This is a genomic window from Novosphingobium sp. PC22D (assembly GCF_002556635.1).
GTDB lineage: Bacteria > Pseudomonadota > Alphaproteobacteria > Sphingomonadales > Sphingomonadaceae > Novosphingobium.
On record NZ_MWMO01000006.1, the window covers coordinates 157,733 to 175,319 of the forward strand.

At 61.4% G+C, this 17,587-nt stretch carries 13 protein-coding genes; 7 read left to right on the plus strand and 6 right to left on the minus strand.

Annotated elements, in window-relative coordinates; translation table 11 throughout:
• Positions 1-128 precede the first annotated feature (128 nt).
• The gene (locus B2G71_RS11715) at positions 129-1,343 is read left to right on the plus strand and encodes a phosphoglycerate kinase (protein ID WP_098105950.1); all 1,215 of its coding nucleotides are present in this window, start codon (positions 129-131) and stop codon (positions 1,341-1,343) included.
• 100 nt (positions 1,344-1,443) lie between these two features.
• Complete coding sequence (adhP, locus tag B2G71_RS11720) at positions 1,444-2,469, plus strand: alcohol dehydrogenase AdhP (protein WP_098105951.1); 1,026 nt, start codon at positions 1,444-1,446, stop codon at positions 2,467-2,469.
• A 40-nt stretch (positions 2,470-2,509) separates the two neighbouring features.
• On the opposite strand, the gene B2G71_RS11725 is transcribed toward adhP, so the two are convergent.
• The 3 genes from B2G71_RS11725 to B2G71_RS11735 all read right to left on the minus strand — a co-directional run bounded on the left by B2G71_RS11725 (position 2,510) and on the right by B2G71_RS11735 (position 5,764).
• Positions 2,510-2,938, minus strand: a complete 429-nt coding sequence (locus B2G71_RS11725; protein ID WP_098105952.1) for a universal stress protein — start codon at positions 2,936-2,938, stop codon at positions 2,510-2,512.
• A 538-nt stretch (positions 2,939-3,476) separates the two neighbouring features.
• Positions 3,477-4,175 (minus strand): DUF305 domain-containing protein, encoded by a 699-nt coding sequence (locus B2G71_RS24105; RefSeq protein ID WP_168176346.1) that lies wholly within the window; start codon positions 4,173-4,175, stop codon positions 3,477-3,479.
• Positions 4,176-4,555: 380 nt separating this feature from the next.
• Positions 4,556-5,764, minus strand: coding sequence for a tyrosine-type recombinase/integrase (locus tag B2G71_RS11735; RefSeq protein WP_098106009.1), 1,209 nt, complete (start codon positions 5,762-5,764; stop codon positions 4,556-4,558).
• A gap of 123 nt (positions 5,765-5,887) precedes the next feature.
• On the opposite strand from B2G71_RS11735, the gene B2G71_RS11740 reads away from it, so the two are divergent.
• Entirely contained in the window at positions 5,888-7,045 is a 1,158-nt protein-coding gene (locus B2G71_RS11740) for a hypothetical protein (protein WP_098105953.1), read from the plus strand.
• Between the two features lie 520 nt (positions 7,046-7,565).
• Here the strand turns inward: B2G71_RS11740 and B2G71_RS11745 are convergent.
• From B2G71_RS11745 to B2G71_RS11755, 3 genes are all read right to left on the minus strand, one after another.
• Complete coding sequence (locus B2G71_RS11745; protein WP_206049381.1) at positions 7,566-8,828, minus strand: replication initiator protein A; 1,263 nt, start codon at positions 8,826-8,828, stop codon at positions 7,566-7,568.
• 61 nt (positions 8,829-8,889) lie between these two features.
• A complete protein-coding gene (locus tag B2G71_RS11750) occupies positions 8,890-9,969 on the minus strand; it encodes a ParB/RepB/Spo0J family partition protein (RefSeq protein ID WP_098105954.1) in 1,080 nt (359 codons plus the stop codon).
• A gap of 72 nt (positions 9,970-10,041) precedes the next feature.
• Positions 10,042-11,235 carry an AAA family ATPase gene (locus B2G71_RS11755; RefSeq protein ID WP_047824590.1) on the minus strand — a complete coding sequence of 398 codons (1,194 nt, stop codon included), beginning with the start codon at positions 11,233-11,235 and terminating at the stop codon, positions 10,042-10,044.
• 118 nt (positions 11,236-11,353) lie between these two features.
• Here B2G71_RS11755 and B2G71_RS11760 point away from each other — a divergent pair, with 118 nt between their 5' ends.
• The 4 genes from B2G71_RS11760 (at position 11,354) to B2G71_RS11775 (ending at position 17,538) form a co-directional block, all read left to right on the plus strand.
• Entirely contained in the window at positions 11,354-12,196 is an 843-nt protein-coding gene (locus B2G71_RS11760; RefSeq protein ID WP_098105955.1) for a toprim domain-containing protein, read from the plus strand.
• 59 nt (positions 12,197-12,255) lie between these two features.
• Positions 12,256-16,494: a strawberry notch family protein gene (locus B2G71_RS11765; protein ID WP_098105956.1), complete on the plus strand. Its 4,239-nt coding sequence runs from the start codon at positions 12,256-12,258 to the stop codon at positions 16,492-16,494.
• Positions 16,495-16,711: 217 nt separating this feature from the next.
• Complete coding sequence (locus B2G71_RS11770; protein ID WP_168176347.1) at positions 16,712-17,167, plus strand: DUF433 domain-containing protein; 456 nt, start codon at positions 16,712-16,714, stop codon at positions 17,165-17,167.
• Positions 17,164-17,538 (plus strand): DUF5615 family PIN-like protein, encoded by a 375-nt coding sequence (locus B2G71_RS11775; RefSeq protein ID WP_098105958.1) that lies wholly within the window; start codon positions 17,164-17,166, stop codon positions 17,536-17,538. The genes B2G71_RS11770 and B2G71_RS11775 overlap by 4 nt, the downstream gene beginning before the upstream one ends.
• Positions 17,539-17,587: the final 49 nt, after the last annotated feature.

The window sequence follows — 17,587 nt, forward strand, 5'->3', positions numbered from 1 at the left end:
CCGGGATGGGACAGCGCCCGCTCTTCTTTAACCTTCGTCAAAGACGCGAGAGGACCACTGTCCATTATTGGATGCCTATTCACGGACGACTCCCGTCACCGCCAAGATAACCAGAGCGATCACCGAACATGGCCGATCAGTACCCCACTCTCGACGACCTTGATGTGAAGGGCAAGCGTGTACTTGTGCGCGCCGATCTGAATGTACCGGTCCACGACGGCAGGATCACCGACACGGCCCGGATCGACCGGCAGGTGCCCACAATCCGGGAGCTTGCCGAAAGGGGTGCACGCGTCATCGTACTGTCCCATTTCGGCCGCCCCAGGGGCAGACCCGTGCCGGAGCTGTCGCTGAAGCCCATTGCCCCCGCGCTCTCCCGAGCCATCGGCCGCACCGTGGCATTCGGTAATGATTGCATCGGCGATGTGGCGAAGGCCGCCGTATCGAAGCTGAAAGATGGCGATGTCGTCCTGCTCGAAAATACCCGCTTCCATGCTGGCGAGGAAGCGAATGATCCGGATTTTGCGCGAGCGCTGGCCGAACTCGGCGATCTCTATGTGAACGATGCCTTTTCGGCTGCGCACCGTGCACATGGTTCGACCGAAGGTGTGGCACACATTCTGCCTTCGGCGGCCGGACGAGCGATGCAGGACGAACTCCTCCATCTGCATAGGGCGCTGGACCAGCCCAACCGGCCAGTCTTGGCCATCATCGGTGGCGCTAAGGTGTCGACCAAGATCGCCCTGATCGAAAACCTGCTAAAAAAGGTCGACATCCTGGTCATAGGCGGGGCGATGGCCAATACTTTCCTGGCGGCAGAAGGTATCGATGTCGGCAAATCGCTTTATGAAGCTGATCAGCTCGAAACGGCCAAGCGCATCGTTAGTCTCGTGACCAAAACCGGCTCGTTTCTGATTCTGCCAACTGATGTCGTGGTGGCGAAGGTATTCGAAGCGGGGGCGCCGCATCGCACGGTTCCGGCGCGTGAGGTGGCAGCCGACGACATGATCCTCGACGTCGGTCCTGACACGATCGCCGATTTCGAACAGCATCTGCACACGGTGAACACGCTGGTTTGGAACGGCCCGGTCGGCGCATTCGAGACGCCCCCCTTCGACCATGGCACGACGACCATCGCGAGGCTTGTCGCGGCGCGCACCAAAGCAGGTGACCTGCTTTCCGTCGCCGGCGGCGGCGATACGGTTTCGGCGCTGACACATGCCGGCGTCGCAGGCGACTTCAGCTACGTTTCAACCGCCGGCGGCGCCTTTCTGGAATGGCTTGAGGGACGGAAATTGCCGGGTGTCGCGGCACTCGCGGCAAGTGTGGGAGTGGCTCAATGAGGTTCGCCGACTTCAACCGAATCGCAAAGGGTAAGAATGCCAAAGGCAAGGGACGTCTCGACCTGCGGCTCCGATCAGTACCAGATATGGAGACACGACCATGGTGAAGACAATGAGAGCGGCTGTGGTACACGCCTTCGGTGAGCCTCTGAAGATCGAGGAAATCCCCATTCCGACGCCCGGACCCGGCGAAGTGCTGGTGAAGGTAATCGCCACGGGCGTGTGTCATACCGACCTTCATGCAGCAAACGGCGACTGGCCGGTGAAGCCGACTCCGCCTTTCATCCCAGGACACGAGGGTGCCGGGATCGTGGCAGCGCTCGGACCTGGCGTCGTTGGGTTGAAGGAAGGCGATGCGGTCGGTGTGGCTTGGCTCCACGATGCCTGCCGTCAGTGCGAGTACTGCGAGATCGGCTGGGAGACGCTCTGCGAATCGCAGCATATGAGCGGCTACACGGTGAATGGCAGTTTTGCCGAATATGTCATCGGCGCGGCACCGTTTGTGGGACGGCTGCCAGATAATGCCGACTTTGCAGAGCTGGCACCCATTCTCTGCGCAGGCGTGACAACGTATAAGGGCATCAAGGAGACCGAAGCGAAGCCGGGCGAGTGGATCGCCATTTCCGGCGTCGGCGGGCTTGGTCATATTGCGATCCAGTATGCCAAGGCAATGGGTCTGCATGTCGTCGCCCTCGACGTGACCGAAGAGAAGCTCGCCCTCGCCCGTTCGCTCGGCGCCGAGTTGGCCGTGAACGCGCAAGCGCCCGATACGCCTGCCAGGATCGTCAAGGAGACCGGCGGCGGCGCGCATGGCGTCCTGGTGACGGCCGTCTCGGTTCCCGCCTTCGCGCAGGCACTGCAGATGGTGCGCCGCAAGGGAACCGTGAGCCTGACCGGCCTCCCGCCAGGGACATTCCCGACGCCGATCTTCGATGTGGTGTTGAAGCGCATCACGATCCGCGGCTCGATCGTTGGCACGCGCAAGGATCTCGCCGAAGCCATTGAGTTTGCGGTGGAGGGAAAGGTCCGCGCCCACATACACAAGACGCAACTCGATGACATCAACCAGGTGTTCGGTGACCTCAAGGCGGGGAAAGTCGATGGCCGGATGGTGATGATACTGTAACGTTGGCCGCGCACAGTGACCCTCGCAACCGGCGCCAATGCTATGTCTTCGCGATGAGCAGGTTGCCTGGAAGGTGTCTGAGTAAGTCGCCGCCAACCGATCCGTCAAACCAACGCTCGATCATGCCCTTCTCTGAATGGCCCAGAACGACAAGGTCAGCATGTATTTCATGGGCATAGGCAATAATCTCACGCCCGGGATCGCCTTGCCGTATGCGGATGATGGCGTTCACCCCCTGCCTGTCAGATTCCAAGGCGGCCATGTCGAGGGCTTGTTCGAGCTCTTCACGCTCCATCCCCCAGACATCGATTTCTCCATATGCCTCGGCAAGCCCGCTACTGCCCGTTGTCGCGATTATTCCCAGCAGATGCAATTCCGACTTACAGAGACTTGCGAGGTCGGACCCGTGTCTTAAGGCAGTCTGACTGAACTTCAATCCATCATAAGCCACCAGAATTTTCTGGTACATTGAAACTCTCCAGCGGTGAAACGGGCGGCATCAGGTGATGCCCATTAGTCGAAGCCCCCGGCGGTGCCTCTCTGCAGCCTCGAGCATGAAGCTGCGCTTTGGCCGCACCATACGGGCGAACGCGTAATCAAAGCGCAAAGGCGCATCGAAGACGCCGCGCTGGCGCTCGTCGTTGCGGTTGCCGTTTCGGATCACACCGCCCTTGAATAAGATCCGAGTCTCGCACTCCCCTCGATCAGGACACCCTTAATTCCGAGATCGGGCACGATCATGGCGGTATGCAAACAAGTTACGCTGCCTCCCGCTCGGGCAGAATGGGCATCGCCGTGGTGACTTCCCATTGCCTGCGATCTTCAGTTGGCGACCGGACTGCACATGACAGCCCATTGTCGATCAACGGGTCTCGTGGACCAGGTAGGCTACCAAGGCGCTCGCCGGACGCATCAATCGCTTCCCCGATCGCGCGAGAACTCCGCTTGCGCCCCCACCGAGGGCGCCAGCCCGGTACGAGTTTCGGTCGGGGTCATGCCTATTCGCGTCATCCGCGCGCCTTGCTGGGGCAAGTCCGCACATGAACAGTCGTGGTAGCGTCCCTGCCATCTGATTTGTCAATTAGTTCCGGCTCGGCAAGTGCCCGCTCAAGAACCACCAGGTCATTCAGTTGCGCGCTGCGGACCCTTCGGACAGCATTGACCGTCTCCCGGGGAACAGCGGGCTGCTTCAAAAGAACCTCGGACATTGCAATCGCTCCACGATGATGTGCGATCATCTTTCGCAACCAGATTTCCGAAGCATTGGCACCATTCACGCTCATTGTCGCGTCGTGCATTGCTTGAATTGGCTTTAGAAAGATGAAGGCACTTTCCATGTCAAGCGGGCCTTCGCGCTCCAACGCCCGGAGGACGCCGACAGCATCCACTTGAACTCTCATGGTCTCTCTAGCCAGATCAGCAATGCATGAAGAAGGATTCTCCCTAAGAACAATGCGCGACAGCGCCGCACCTCCCTCATGATGCGCGATCATCATCCTTACCCAATTGTCCCCTGAACTGGTCCCGATAGCCGCTCTCATATTGTCATACATTTCGGTCTCAGCATAAAAGAACGGGCCAAGGTCGTGAGAGATGGTCTCCGCTTCGTCGGTACCGGTTGAGGTCGCACTGCCTCGCCGCTCATGCTGGCTACATGAGATCAGAAACACTAAGGTGAAGATTGCAGCCACGAAATGAAGGCGCATGGGATTTCTCACGGAATGCGACACGGAGTTTCACCATGCTATCAGCCTTGCTACTGCCGGTCACTGCCGCGCGAATATCCACAATCGCTCGCATCCGTGCATAGAACTTTTTTGCACCAAGGTGCCAGCCGGACGATTCCGTAAACGATTGCGAGATGTGCACTTGCTAGCAATTCCACGGCCAATGCTCTTGCGAGATTGAACCTCCGGCAGCACAGACGATATCTGTCGGCATAGGATCGAAGAAAATTAACCCCTGCTCCGCACTGCAGAGGCCGACCGTCGGCGACTCCAAAACGCCGCCGAAATCGCATCGCCCGGGGCACGGCCCAGTCTCGTCAGAACATTCACGTATCGAGGCTCGGCTTACAACCCCATCCTCAGTTCATGCGCTTCAGCAATCGCCCCGCCGCACCCTGTTCGGCGGCGAGGTTGCGGTTGTAGAGCAATGGCATCCTCGGGCTTTTCCAGCGCATCGCGTCCATGATCCCAGCGAGGTCTTCGCCGGCCGCAAAGTAGTCTTGGTTGACCCCCACACGCGTCGAGTGCGCGCTGACCTCGTGTACCTGCTTTTCGAACGTCGTCGCATCCAAATCGGCGAACGCGCCAGCCTCGAATGCCCGGCGCAACATGGCGCGCAGCAGCGGCGTGACCGATCCCGGATGGAGCGCGCCCTCCCCCACATTGTATTCGACTCGCGCGCCCATTGCGGCTTTCGCTGCAAACCGTTCGGGCTCCCAGCGTGCGTTCCATCCCCGGTTCGCACAATTGCCGGCCTTGCGCGCCGGCTTGGCCGCATAGCGCCGCACGATCACCCGCCGGAACACCGGCCCCTCGCCTATCCCGGCAGCCTGGAGCCAGTCTGCAAGAGCACGTACGGTCCGTGGAGACAGATAGGCAGTGGCCCCCTCGCCTTCCTGGTCGCCCTTCGAGCGGAGAACCCTGAGCAGCCGTGCATCAACATCGATTGCCTCGCCTATGTCATCTACTCGCACCGCGACCAGCTCACTGGCGCGAAGGCCCGTGTCATAGGCGAGGCTGAGCAACGCTTTGTCGCGCAGGTCGGTGAGACTCTCGCCGAGCGATGCCAGTACTGCCTTGACGTTGAGCCCGCGTGGGCTGTCCGCGAGCGGATCCTTGACCGCCCCCCGAAACCGCAGTGGGCGTGCCTGCTTCTGGGTTATCCCATTCTCGCGCCGGTGCGCAGCAAGCGTGAGCCGCACCAGTTCGTCAGCAGTGGGATCGGCAAGGCCGCAGAGGCGATGCAGCCTTGCGACCGAGGCCTTGTAACGCGACAGCGAGGCAGGCGCCGCCCCCTCGCCTGCCCGCACCGTAAGCCAATCGGCGATTGCTTGGGGCGTGGCGGGAACGGTCTTCTCTCCCCTGCCCCGACACCATGCGTCGAACGCCATCACGTCGGACCGAAACGCGCGCAAGGTGTTGGGCGCGGCAGCACGGGCATAGGCGGCAAGCAGGTCCGGGCTGGGGCCAGTGCCCGGCTGGCGCGCCACAAGCGCCAGTTCGCGCGAGAGCGCCAGCGCTTCGCCCGTTTGCTGGTCATCGTCATCAAGGGCGGTTTCGGGGGCCATCGCCAAGTGATTCTGCCGTCTTTCTTATAGATAAGCAACATGCGATAAGTGCAATTATCACATGTGCATTTGCAGGACGTCCCAGCACTTGTGCAGCGTTTGGCACTTCACTACACATCAGGCATGGATCCGCTCGCAGAATTTGCTCTTGATGACGACGCTTCCGGCGAAGAGGCCGCGCTGGCCGAGGCGTCCTGCGCGCTTGTTCTGGGACGGCTCGACGGACTGGTCGCGGGCCTCTCAGATGACGAAAAGACGTTGTTTTGCATGCACTTGCTCCGCAAGACACTGATCACCGCGCTGCTGCAATCGGGGTTCACCGATGCCGAAATGCGCTTCGATCACTGGTTCGCAGGGCTCAGTCGCGCCCCGCAGGAGACCCCCCTCACCGCCTGCCCCGCGCATGCCATCGTCCGCACCCTGCTCGCCGAATTGGGCCATCATCCCTGGAAGCCGTTGAGCAATGCAGCCCGGACGGTATCTGCCGCCGCGAAGTTTACGGCCGACGGCAGCGACAATGACGCTGCAGGGCTTCCCACCAAGGCGCTTGAGGCCGCGCGCACGTTGATCGGCGAGTGCCCCCTCCCCTCTGCCTCGTCCTTGCCGTTCGCCTCGCTCGAGCAGCTTAACCGGCGTCTACGGAAATCGGCGCTGTTCGCGCCGGTTGAACGCGGTGCCGCTGTGCTCCCGCTGCTGGGCCGTGACGTCGCGATCGAGCGTGCGGGTATCCGCACTCCGCTCTGGGCATTGGATGCGCTTCTGGGCCGTCTGTTGGCGTCCTGTTGCACCTGGCGGGTCCCCCTCCCCTGCCCCGGTGCGGTGACCGCGGAAGCGCTTGGGCCGCAGCTTGGCTCCTGCTCGCGGCGGATCGCGATGGCCGAGAGGCTGGCAGCAAGTGTTCAGGGGCTGATTGAGGTTGCCGAGACCGCCCGCAGGCAGGCGATGCGCATGCACGACAGTCTTGGCCATCTGCGTTCGTCGGCGCGCGCTCCGCAGGTCTGGATGTTGCTTGCGGGGTTTGCTCCGCTGGGGCTCGAGCAGATGGGTGTGGCATTCGGGATTACGCGGCGAGGCACGTATGCGGTCCGTGACGCCTTGGTCGATGCGGGGATGGCCCGGGTCGAGACGGTCAAGGGTAAGGTCTTGCTGGAAGCCACTGGCGAGCATGAAAGAGCGAGCCAAGTGAGCGGTGAGAAGTCGAGTGCCCTGCCCTCCCCTCTGCTTTCCGAGTTCGATGCGGCAATGGATGAGATCGACCGTTTGCTCGATCGCACGCGGTAGGCAGTTTGCGTGGTTTGTTAGTATGTCCTGGCCGCTCCCGCCTTTCCACTGATCAAATCAATGAAATTGAACTTCTCTGATGGGTTAGAGGGGTTAAATCTTACTGTTAGAAGGTTAGATGGCGCGGAATTGGCGCGTTTGCCCCAGAAATCCGCGAGTCGGTCGCATCGAACCGTTCCTGTTGTATCGACAATCCGTTCCCGTTGTGTCGGGAGTGCTGTTCCCGATGTGTCGGTTGTTGGTTCCCGGAGTGTCGTTGATAGACTGCTTTGTGTTCCTGAAGTGTCGAAAGGCTACGCAATGCCGCAGGCTTGCACGAATTTTTGAATCAGTTTTGCCGGAGGTCGTCACAAAGTGATTCAATTGGGTGCTTGGGAGCTGAATGGTCTACTCCGGGTTTAGCGCCAGGTTCTCTCGACACGACACTTCGGGAACGCAGACTGGCGATGACCTGAAATTTGACCGGTTTGCTGGGGCAATCGACACTGCTGCGTTGGCTCCGCTCGGCGGCCCGAGTGCCTCAGCCGCGCAATTCGTGCCGGTGCTTTTCGTGATGTCGCTTCACCCAACCTATGAAGGCTTTTTGCCAATTGACCGGGCTTCGCTCGGCTGAAGCGTTCACCCAGGCTTCGAACTCGGCATGCAGATTATAGAGGTCCCAGCCCGGGCATTCGCGGCGGAGGAGCTCAATCGTATCATCCGTCATGAAGCCGCGTGTGGCGGCGTCGGAGAGCCCGGCGACGGTGCTTTTGATCAACGAGCGAGCGTCGACCAGAACCTCTTCTTCATCTCTCGGAGGCTTCACCGGCTCGGGAGGTTTCCTTGAGGAAACTTTCTCGGCCTGTTCGGTTGTCGCGCCCTCCCCTGCCATTGCATTGCCTGCGAGCTGTTCGAACGCGGATCGACCCTCGGCGATGTCTTCGGCAGATACCGTCAACCCTTCACCTTTCGCGTCGTTACGGAGCATCCGGAGGAGTGGTTCTCCTCTTGCGGACTGTTCGACGACCAATTCGTAGCCTGGCAAGGCGTTCTTCTCGGCAAGCTTCAGCAGCTCAAACTTGAACCGACGGTAGGCCCCTTCCGCGCCGCTCTTTTCGAACAGTACCGGCATGGAGATGGCAAAGCCTCCCCCCCCTGCCCCGCCGGCATGTTTGCGCGCTACCTTGTAAAGCCAGCGCTCACGCCCGCCACTGATGCTGAAATAGGCACGGTCGATGGCAAGCACGCCGCCTTTCATGAGCACGCCTTCATAGAACCAGTTCGAGAGCTCAAGCGTCATGCCTTTGGAACGTTCGGTGCGTTCGTCGACTAGCTGCGTCCAGCCATCGAGCCAGCTGAACGTTGCCTCGCGACGATTCTCAGCGCGGATGTTGGTCTTGATCGTTGTGGATACGAGCCTGTCGAGAGCCTGGCCAAGCAGCTCATATGCTCGCCCAGTCGTTGGCCGCCCGATAGCCCGGAGCAAATCATAAGGCATGATATGGAGCTTACGAGGTATATCGTTCTGCCCTCGCCTTGCCATGTCGGCCAGCATGCTTGCGCAATAGATCAGGATGTCCGCATCCCAGATCGTGGCCATGCCATAATCAGGATTGGCGCTGACATGGACCCACAGCTTCCCATCCGGGCTGTTATAGTCAATTGGCTTGATGCGCTTCGACTTTGCCAGGCTGAAGAACGGACGCTCCATCATCTCCCGCTGATCGCGGAAGTTGAGATCGGCGATATACGGCAGAAACAAATCGAACTGCTCGCCCACGGCTTGCTTGCGGGCGCGACTCACGAGAAGTTTCCTCGAGGAAACTTCCGGGCACTTGCGCCGACCAAAGCAGACGCGCCGTCCACTATTTCACCGAAATCCCGTTCTCTCGAAGGCTTTCCAGAACCTTCAGAACTGCCTCGGCGACAGCATCGTCGCTTGCACCGCTTGCCATCGGCAGGTGCAGGGTGATCCCCTGCCGGTTGACCGCCTTCACGGCCACCACAGGCCTACCGTGCGGTCCGGCAATCTCCATACGCAAATCGACCGGTGCTGGAGCCTTCACGGCATTTGCAGCCATGAGCCGACGCAAGGTTGCTGCGCCGGGGAGGGGAGGGGTGCCAATGTCTACTGCCGCCTGGTTCTCGCTAGCGATTGCCTTGGCCTCCTTTCGAATGGCGGTCGCGCGCGCACTGTCGTCAAGAGCGGCGGCCAGCTTGTAAGCAGGATTGAGCGTCAGCTCGTGCAGGTTGGCAAATGCAACAAGCACATCGTCAGAGATCGTGGCTGCTTTCAACATCTTCGAAAGCCAGCCCTTTGAGAGATTGAGCCGCTCAGCCATGCGGACGGCCTTGCCGCCATAGTGCAATTCGAGTGCTGCAGCGTAGTTCCGCGCCCTCTCGATGTCCGAGATGTCCTTGCGGGCCCTGTTCTCGATATCGGCGAGGCGGAAAGCTGCCTCATCGTCGAGTTCGGCAACCTGCGCGAGCAACCTCATGTCCGGGTACGAATGTGCCCGAAGCCAGGAGATGGCGAAGTGGCGCCGGGTTCCTGCGATCAGCTCATAGTCGTGGGCCGGATCATCCTTGATGTGGCGAACAACGGCGGGAACCTTCTGCCCACCTTCTGCTACGATCGAATCGATGAGATCGCGGCAATTCTCCTCAGTGAGCTTCGCTTGAATTCGCGCATTTCCAACCCAGACCCGCACACGCGCCGGATCCAAAAGCAGTTGTGTGACTTGCCGGACTTCGCCCGTTGCAACCCGCGACAGCGCATTCTCGCGTCCGAGGAGCGAAAGGCCTGCACGCGCACTGGCGCGCGTCGGCTCACCGCGAGAGGGAAGGGGGATCGCTGCATCCTGCGTGTCGCTCTTTGGCGCTTCCGCTTCCGCCTCATCCTCAGCCAGAAGACTGGCGAGGTAGTCGCTTTGCTTTTTCGCCATCAGATCGCTCCTTCGCCGAGTGCCACTGCAGCGAACAAATCATGAACATTGCAGCATGGAACAGATATCGGCTTATGCATTGATCACCTCCTGCTCGCTGGCAGGTGAGGCAACACCCCAGCCTTTACGCACGAGAACTTCGACCTGGGCGAGGGCTTCATCGAGATTGCCTTTGCAGCGCTTGTGCGTTCGTGCCGTGCCGATTGGGCGCTCAAGTTCGTAAACCGTCATCATGCGCAATGCGGCATGGCTGATTTCCGCGCTTTCGAGTATTGGAACGGGGAGCAGGGCAGGGCCGAAGGTCTGCTCCATGATCTGCCTTACCATCGCGTGGCTCGGATCGTTGCTGTCGAACTTTGAGCACAGGAGCCGGACGAAATCGTAATCGACGACGATTCCCGCTTCCGCCAGTTGCCCGGTCACCTGATCCATCATCGAAAGGAACTGCACGGTAGAGCAGAAATCTGGCGTCGTGGCTGCCAGCGGCACGATCAGTGAATTGGCCGCCTGCATTACCGCGAGCGAAATGGTCCCAAGTGCCGGAGGCGGGTCGAGGATCACGACATCGTAATCCCTAGCGAGGTCCTGCAAGCCCTGTTTCAACTTGCGGAAGCGAGAGGCTAGCACACTGCCACCATCGGCACCCGATGCGGCCAGTTCATACTCGACGTCGAAGAGTTCGAGATTGGACGGGATCAGATCAACGTTGGGCCAGGGCGTCTTCTGCACGGCATAGAGAAGGTCGGTCTGGGTAGGATCGATTGAGAGGTATGGATAGAGCGTCTGCTCTCGCGTGATATTGAAATGCGGATTGAAGCCGAACAACGTCGTTGTCGTCGCCTGGCTGTCACAATCAACCACGAGGACGCGATATCCCTGGACCGCGAAATAATGCGCAAGGTGGGTCGTTACCGTGGATTTGCCGACACCGCCCTTGAAATTCTGGACAGCAATAATCGCCGGGTTATCGAGCGGAGCGCGCGCCGGAGATGCGCCAAGGACTTCGCGCATGTTAAGCAGATCATTGATCCCGTATCCGGGGCGCCGCCCATTCTCTGTTGGCGGGGGAGGAGGCAGTCGCCCATCGTCTTCGGCCATGCGGATACGATTCGTTGAACAGCCAAGCAGGCTCGCGGCTTCTGCGATCCCGAATCGAACGGTAAGCTCCTTGCGCGATTCGGGCAGGAATGCTTGGCGTCGCAGTCTTTCGATCATGCGTTCGCCAGTTTGCGCCATTTCTGCTATGCGCTCGACTTCTGAATGCATTTTGGTCCCAGCAAATAGACTTGAACGTTTTCTTTCTCCTATAGCCATAATCTCATTCAGTCCAGCCGGGATTCGATCCTGAAGCGGGGTGAGGGGAGGGGGATCGTGCTTCGATTGCATGACCCTCGTTTGCAACAGACCCACATCCGAGCTGAAAGCGCTGGTTAGCCGACTTGGCGGCACCTGGTCCGGGAACACCGCCATGTGTCTTTGTCCGGCCCATGCCGACCGAACGCCTTCGCTGTCGATTCGGCAGGGTGATCGCGCAATTCTCGTCACTTGCCATGCAGGTTGCGACCGCTCGGACGTGTTGCGGGCCATTGGCCGAATCACACGCATACCGCATTTTAATCCGGCCAAGATCGAGCGAGCTCCTGCAAGGTCGGGAAACGCCTTCCTCAAAATCTGGCGCGAGGGTCGTCCCATCGAGGGCTCGCTGGCCGAATGCTATGTCCGCCAAGTTCGTGGCATCGGCGGCGTACTCCAGGACCTGCGTTTCCATCCACGGTGTCCGAGAGGGCAGGGGGCCTTGGCTCGATTCGAACCGGCGTTGCTGGTCGGGATGCGCCGCGACGGTGACCTTGCTGCGATCCAGCGGATATTCCTCGATCCAAGAACTCGCAGCAGTACTGCCAAACTCTGCCTTGGCCGAGCCATCGGATCCGCATGGACCAACGGCATACATGGAAATGTTCTCGGGCTATGCGAGGGCTTCGAGACCGCGGCGGCCTTCACCGCTCTTGTCGGCATCAAGGCCTGGGCAAGCATGGGCGCCAAGCGGTTTCATCAACTCACCATTCCGCGACAAGTCGAACGCCTGATCCTGCTCGCCGACAACGATGCGGAAGGGCATCGCGCAGCGATCCGCGCCCTTGTGGCCTATTCTCGCCCCGGTCTTGCCATCGAGACCCGCTGGCCTCCGCACGCCGCGAACGACTGGGCCGATCTGCTGAAGCGGTGAGGGGAGGGGGGCGGAAGGAATGGGCCAGTCCGGCCCATTGCCTTGAGGGGACCCGCTCCATGACCATCACGATCTCGCGCGCCGATGCCATCCTTTCCGCCGCCCGCACGCTTGCCGCCAAACTGTTGTTGGCCATTCCCATCGACCGCGCTGCGCTCAGCGAAGCGATGAGCGAGGCCAGCGGTGGCTCCGACGCAGACGGATTCTGGCAGCAACGCGACAGTTTCGAGGCGCTTGAAGCGGCTGTGGTGCTCGCCGTGCCGGAGCTGATCCGCGGCTGTGACGCTCTCGCTGCCATCCGCGCGCTCGAAGCCCTGTCACGCGAGCTTCCGACCCATACCGTTCGCAGCGAGAACCAGATCGCCTTCCAGCAGTTCTCGACCCCGCCGGCGCTGGCCATGCTCGCGGTTCACCTCGCGCAGCTTTCACCGGACGATGTCCTGCTCGAACCGAGCGCGGGGACCGGCATCCTGGCGATGCTGGCCAATTCTCATGTCGATAGGCTTCTGCTCAACGAGCTCGAACCGACCCGAGCCGACCTGCTCGAAGGCCTGTTCCCGGGCGTTCCGGTTACCCGCCACGATTGCGCGAAGCTGACGGCGTTGCTCGTCGGAGCGCAACGTCCCAGCGTCATACTCATGAACCCACCGTTCTCAGTCTCGCAGTCGCGAGGCGAAGATCCGAACACGGCAGCCCGGCACCTGCGCTCGGCGCTCGACTTCCTGCGCCCCGGCGGCCGGATCGTCGCGATCATGCCCGACTGGTTCGCGCCAACCGCGCGAGGGTGCGAGGCATTCCGTCATACGCTGCAAGGCGCGCGCGTCGCGCTTTCGCTTCGCCTCGACAAGGGTGGCTATGCCAAACACGGCACCGGTATCGCGGTGCGTATGCTAGTGATCGACAAGGTAGTGGGCGATGGCGCGGTCTCGACGATCAACCGCCAGTCAGCGGGCGAGCTGCTTGCGGCGATCGCTACGGTTCCCCCGCGCATGCCGCTGCGCGAAGCTCAGCAATCCACTGTGCCCCGTGCGAACAAACTCGGATTCTTCCGTTCGGTGAAGTCCGGACCGGCGCGCCCCGTCGTTATTCGTGCTGCCCAGACCAACGAAGTGAGGCCAGTCGCCTACGAGGTGCTGGGCGACCCAGCGCCGATGGGCGAGCAGCGCGGGGTCTATGCCGATTACCGGCCCTCTCGCATCGTGCTTCCCGAAGCGGGCGAACACCCCACCCATCTCGTCGAATCTGCTGCCATGGCCTCGATCGCCGCGCCAAAGCCCCGATATGTGCCGCAGTTGCCCGAACGAACGGTCACAGCGCGCTTGCTTTCGGCAGCCCAACTCGAAACCGTGATCTATGCAGGCGAGGCCTGGTCGCGCGACCTGCAGGGCCGGTTCAGCCATCCCGCCGGCGAGGTGGCGCTCAAGGAAGATCCCGACGGCCAGCTCTATCGCACTGGTTTCTTCCTCGGCGATGGCACCGGGGCGGGGAAGGGCAGGCAAGCGGCAGCCTGCATTCTCGATCAGTGGCTCAAGGGCAATCGCCGTCATATCTGGATTTCGAAGAATGCACCCTTGCTCGAGGACGCGCAGCGCGACTGGTCGGCGATCGGCGGGCTGCCTGCCGACATCCTCGACATCTCGCGCTGGAAGATCGGCAAAGAAATCACCGCGCCCGAAGGTATCCTGTTCGTGCCTTATGGTACGCTGCGCTCATCGCGCGTCGAGGACACGCGTCTTGACCAGATCGTGCACTGGGCAGGGGCGGACTTCGAAGGCGTGATCGTCTTCGACGAGGCCCATGAAATGGGCGGCGTTGCCGGTGGGGAAGGGGCGCTTGGCCAGAAGGAGGGCTCGCTCCAGGGGATCGCCGGAGTGCTGCTGCAAAACATCCTGCCGCGCGCCCGCGTGCTCTACGCTTCGGCGACCGGCGCTTCGGACGTCAACAACCTTGCCTATGCCGTGCGGCTCGGCCTGTGGGGGCCGGGGACGGCCTTTGCCACCCGCGAGCAATTCATCAGCGAGATTCGCGACGGCGGCATTGCTGCAATGGAGCTGGTGGCGCGCGACCTCAAGGCTTCGGGGCTTTATTTGGCCCGGGCACTGAGCTTTGCTGGCATCGAATACGACATCCTGCGCCACGAACTCACCCCCGAGCAGATCGCGATATACGATACCTATTCGCAAGCCTGGACGATCATTCACCAGAATCTCGAAGTCGCGCTCGAACTCACCGGAATTGTCGATGGGCTCGAAGACCGCACCTTGAACAGCGGCGCCAAGGCGGCGGCGCGCAGCCGGTTCGAAGGCACCAAGCAGCGCTTCTTCAGCCAGGTGCTGCTCTCGATGAAGCTGCCTTCGATCTATCCTGCGATCGACGAGCATCTGGCACAGGATGAGAGCGTGGTCGTGCAGCTGGTCAGCACGGCGGAATCGATCCTCAACCGGCGGCTGAACGAACTCGATCCTGACGACCGCGAAGCCCTCGACCTCGATTTGTCTCCGAGGGAGGCGATTTGCGATTATTTGAACCGCGCCTTTCCGACCCGGCAGATGGAGGAATATGTGGACGAACTCGGCGATGTTCGCTCACGCCCGATGTATGACGACGCTGGCAACCTCGTCATCAATCCTGAGGCCGAGGCGAAACGCGACGAACTGCTCGAATATATCTGCGCCATGCCGCCGATCCCGACCGCGCTTGATGCCTTGCTTGAGCACTACGGCGTCACGGCGGTCGCCGAAGTAACCGGGCGCAGCAAACGTCTGGTTCGCGACGGCTCCGGTCAGCAGCGCCTCGAAAGCCGCTCGCCGCGCACCAACCTTGCCGAGACCAGTGCATTCATGACCGGAGCCAAGCGCATCCTCGTGTTCTCCGACGCTGGCGGCACCGGGCGCAGCTATCACGCCAGTCTTGACGTCAAGAATCAGCAGCGCCGTGTCCACTTCCTGCTTGAACCGGGATGGCGCGCAGACCGGGCGATCCAGGGTCTCGGGCGCACGCATCGTACTCATCAGGCCTGTCCGCCGCTGTTCCGCCCGGTCACCACCGACTGCAAGGGCGAGGCGCGGTTTACCAGCACCATCGCCAGGCGCCTCGACGCGCTTGGCGCGCTGACGCGCGGTCAGCGACAGACCGGAGGGCAGGGCATGTTCGATGCTTCCGACAACCTCGAAAGCATCTACGCCAAGCACGCCTTGCACGACTGGTATGGCCTCCTCGCCACGGGCAAGCTCAAGAGCACCAGCCTGCAGGAGTTCGAGACAATCAGCGGGCTCGAATTGACCGACCGCGACGGCGTGCTGCGCGAAGACCTGCCGCCGATCCAGCGCTGGCTTAACCGCATCCTCGCGATGAAGATCGCAGTGCAGAATGCGATCTTCGACGAGTTTCTCACCCTTGTCGAAACCCGGGTCGCTGCGGCCCGCGAGGCGGGTACCTTCGACATCGGCGTCGAGTCCATCGCGGTCGAAGGCTGCGGGGTCCTGTCCGACACGGTGATCCGTACCGATCCGGTCACCGGGGCGACTTCGCACCTGCTTGAACTCTCGCTCACCCAGCGCCGCAAGCTCACCTCGCTCGAACGCGTCATGGCGATCGCGGCGCACCACGACAAACCGCGGTTCCTGCACAACGCGCGTTCGGACAAGGTCGCGCTGTGCGTTTCCGCGCCCTCGCACATGGACGAGGAGGGCAATTACATCCGCCGCTTCGAGCTCGTCCGCCCCTTGCGCAGCGAATATATCCTCGCCGAGCGGCTCGCCGAATCCGCGTGGGAAGACATTGCCCGGGACGACTTCGAAGCGCGCTGGCAGGACCAATACGCCGCCGACGAGAACCAGCTGGTTACCGAGACGGTCTTTCTCGCAACCGGCCTGCTGCTGCCGATCTGGGGGGCGCTTCCCAAGGAAGACCTCACGGTCAACCGCATCGTCGATCAGACCGGCGCCTCCTGGCTCGGCCGCCACGTCCACGACCTGTTCGTCGATGCCACGCTCGAGCGGCTTGGAGTTTCTCGCAAGGCCCAGGTCGATCCCGGCAAGATCGTTCAGGCTATCCTTGGTGGTTGCAGCTGGAAAGCGCCGCATCCGAAGAATTTCACGATTCGCACCTCACGCGTAAACGGCGCGCGGCGGATCGAGATCGCCGATGTCGAACCCGGCCGGATCGCCGGGCTCAAGGCCATCGGCTGCTTCACCGAGATCATCGCCTACAAGACGCGCGTGTTCGTGCCGTTAGAGAAGGCGGAGGCGGTGCTGGCGGCTGTCGTTGGCCGATTGGGTGGGGAACCTCCTTGCTGAAATGGCCACGACCAAAGCAAAGCCCTGCGTCCTTGCCCCTTGCAAACTTCGCCTAATGCATATATCTATCCCCTAGCTAGGGAGTAATTAAATGACTGGCCAGTTTTCTTCCCGGGAAGTGGCGGCTCTTGCCGATGTATCCGTGCGGTCTGTTGACAAGGCGATCGAAGAGCGGGTCCTTGCCGGGGTTCGCGCTAAGGCACGCGGGCGGCGGCGTATGCTGCCGCTCCACGCGGTGCCCTACGCGGCGATTGTCACGCGCCTGCCGGTCACGCTTTCGCTTGCCACCAAGCGCGATCTTGTTCGCAGGCTCTCCGAACGTCCGGTGGCGAGCATGACGAGCGAGCCGCTCGAAATCGCGCCCGCAGTCGTCGTCGATATTCCCGCGCTCGTCGGTTCCGATCTCGCCGAACGTGCCGAGCGCTACAGCAAGGCGCGCGAAGACCACATTGTCACCGACCCAGAAATCATGGGCGGCACTCCGGTGCTGCGCGGCACGCGCATGACAGTCTATTCGGTTCTTGGCAGGCTCGAAGGGGGTGATAGCGTCGAGGATATTCTCGATGACAATCAACACCTGAGCCGCGAGGCAATTGAGACTGCCGCGCTCTATGCCCGGACCCATCCGCTGGTGGGGCGGCCCGGCGGGCGGCCCTGGGCGAAAGCGGCTTGAACCTTTTTATCGACGAGTGCCTGTCTCCACTGCTCGCCCGCGTTCTCAACGAAACGGGCGAGCATAGTGCAATGCATCCAAGAGACATGGGCCGCCTCGGCGAGCCTGATCACGTTGTCCTTTCCCGCTGCCTTGCCGAAGAGCGGGTCATCGTCACCGAGAACGCCATCGATTTCCGCAAGCTGGTGTCACGCGAGGAGATACACCCCGGTCTTATCATCCTGCCTAGCGTTCGCCGAGATGAGGCCCTTCGCCTTTTGCAGGAAGCCCTTGGATACCTCACAAAATGCGGGGTCCCTGCAGATGTGATGGTCAATCATGTCCTTGAGGTCTTCCCGGACGGGACCTTCCGGCTTTTCGAACTTCCCTGACGATGTGACGACTGCGCTATCGGGGGCTATCCACCGCACAACCTGAAAA

What these genes read in the sequence shown, in the direction of transcription:
- B2G71_RS11715 (WP_098105950.1), top strand. Translation starts at nt 129, where the DNA reads ATGGCCGATCAGTACCCCACTCTCGACGACCTTGATGTGAAGGGCAAG.
- adhP (WP_098105951.1), top strand. Translation starts at nt 1,444, where the DNA reads ATGGTGAAGACAATGAGAGCGGCTGTGGTACACGCCTTCGGTGAGCCT.
- B2G71_RS11725 (WP_098105952.1), bottom strand. Translation starts at nt 2,938, where the DNA reads ATGTACCAGAAAATTCTGGTGGCTTATGATGGATTGAAGTTCAGTCAG.
- B2G71_RS24105 (WP_168176346.1), bottom strand. Translation starts at nt 4,175, where the DNA reads ATGCGCCTTCATTTCGTGGCTGCAATCTTCACCTTAGTGTTTCTGATC.
- B2G71_RS11735 (WP_098106009.1), bottom strand. Translation starts at nt 5,764, where the DNA reads ATGGCCCCCGAAACCGCCCTTGATGACGATGACCAGCAAACGGGCGAA.
- B2G71_RS11740 (WP_098105953.1), top strand. Translation starts at nt 5,888, where the DNA reads ATGGATCCGCTCGCAGAATTTGCTCTTGATGACGACGCTTCCGGCGAA.
- B2G71_RS11750 (WP_098105954.1), bottom strand. Translation starts at nt 9,969, where the DNA reads ATGGCGAAAAAGCAAAGCGACTACCTCGCCAGTCTTCTGGCTGAGGAT.
- B2G71_RS11755 (WP_047824590.1), bottom strand. Translation starts at nt 11,235, where the DNA reads ATGCATTCAGAAGTCGAGCGCATAGCAGAAATGGCGCAAACTGGCGAA.
- B2G71_RS11760 (WP_098105955.1), top strand. Translation starts at nt 11,354, where the DNA reads ATGACCCTCGTTTGCAACAGACCCACATCCGAGCTGAAAGCGCTGGTT.
- B2G71_RS11765 (WP_098105956.1), top strand. Translation starts at nt 12,256, where the DNA reads ATGACCATCACGATCTCGCGCGCCGATGCCATCCTTTCCGCCGCCCGC.
- B2G71_RS11770 (WP_168176347.1), top strand. Translation starts at nt 16,712, where the DNA reads ATGCTGCCGCTCCACGCGGTGCCCTACGCGGCGATTGTCACGCGCCTG.